Below are 1,498 nucleotides of genomic sequence, written 5' to 3' on the forward strand. Positions count from 1 at the left end.
GGCCTGCGGCAGCGGCGCCCGCTCCACCTTCGGAGACTGCGCGGCCTTGCGTTCGGCTTCGAGCCTTGCCTTTTCCTGCGAGGCAATACGCATCGCCTCTTCCGCCTTCTGCCGCTCCTGCTCGGCCTGCGCCTTGGCGGCCTCGTCGGCGGCCTGCTTTTCGGCAGCCGCCTTCGCTTCGGCATCGGCCTTGGCTTTGGCATCTGCGTCCGCCTTGGCTTTCGCCTCCGCGTCGGCCTGAGCCTTTGCGTCCGCCTCAGCCTGAGCCTGTGCATCCGCTTCGGCCTTGGCCTTGGCGTCAGCTTCGGCTTTGAGCCGCGCTGCTTCCTCCTGCCGGCGCAATTCCTCGGCCGCCTTGTCGCGAGCATCCTGCCGCGCAGCGTAATAGCGCACTTCGCGCCGCAGCCGCTGCTTCTCGAGCAGCGCGGCCTGCATCGCCTCGACGCGCTGCTGCTCCTTCTCCAGCGCGCGCTGGGTCAGGAACTGCGCCAGCGGCTCACTGTCGAATGCTCGTTTGACCGCGCCGAACGGCCCTTCGGCGGTGAAATTCACAACCGGCTCGGAGCCGACCAGCGCCTCGTCGCCAGGCCGATAGGTGATCGCACCCTTGGCCGACACCGTGGCCGCGTTGAGATCCGCCGTGATGTCGGCGGACAAGGTCGCCGCTGGATTTTCCAGGCTGACCGGCGGCGCCCGCAGCGTGCCGCCGGCAACCGTGAAGGCTATGTCGGTATCGCCAGCGGCAAAGCTGCCATCAGCGGCAATCTCGGGCGCGAAGCCGGCGGTCTTGGCCGCATCGATGTCGCGCCCGATCGCATCCGCCTTGGCGAGGAACGCACTGAACGCATCTGGATTGAGGCCAGCAACTTTCACGCCCTTCAACGCCGCAGTTCCGGAGCCTGACAAGGCAGCCACCATCCCTTCGACCGATTTGCCGCTGCTTGACAGCGCCGTCGAGAAATCGCCGATGCCGCTGATGCCGGCATCCGGCAGCACGGTCGCCAGATCGGCGCCCGCCAGTTTCATCTGGCCAGAGAACAGTCCGGTGCCGTTGTTGTTCTTCAACTCGAATAGGCCGGTCAGCGCCCCGCCCAGCAACTTCGCCTTGAGATCCGAAACGCGGATGCCTTCCTGGTCGAGCTTGAGCGAAAAGGCGGCGTCATAGGCGGTGGCGAACCGGCCGGCGGCCAGTGCTGCCGTCGTCAGGTCGAGGTCGGCGGTGAATGGCAGGCTGGATTTCTGGCTGAACGGTGTCGCCGGCCACACGCCACCCTTGCCTGCCCGGTCTTTGGCTGCGCCCTCCTTGTCGGCTAGAAAGGCGGAGTCGCCGAACAGCGCCACCGCCAGGGGATCGAGGTCGAGTTCGTCGAGCGCCAGCGCCCCGGCCAGATGTGGCACGCCGTCCTTTACATCGATATTGACGTCGCCGGACACCGCCGCTTCGTTGATGGCGCCGCTGAGTTCGTCCAGCACCAGCAGGCCGTTGCCGTAGTCGCCC

1 protein-coding gene is annotated in these 1,498 nt (G+C 66.9%); it reads right to left on the minus strand.

All coding sequences use genetic code 11. The annotated features are described in order from the left end of the window. A partial coding sequence (locus tag EN969_RS30720) for an AsmA-like C-terminal region-containing protein (protein WP_164758647.1) occupies positions 1-1,498 on the minus strand: 1,498 nt, incomplete at both ends.

The organism is Mesorhizobium sp. M7A.F.Ca.CA.003.01.2.1, from assembly GCF_003998945.1.
GTDB lineage: Bacteria > Pseudomonadota > Alphaproteobacteria > Rhizobiales > Rhizobiaceae > Mesorhizobium > Mesorhizobium ciceri.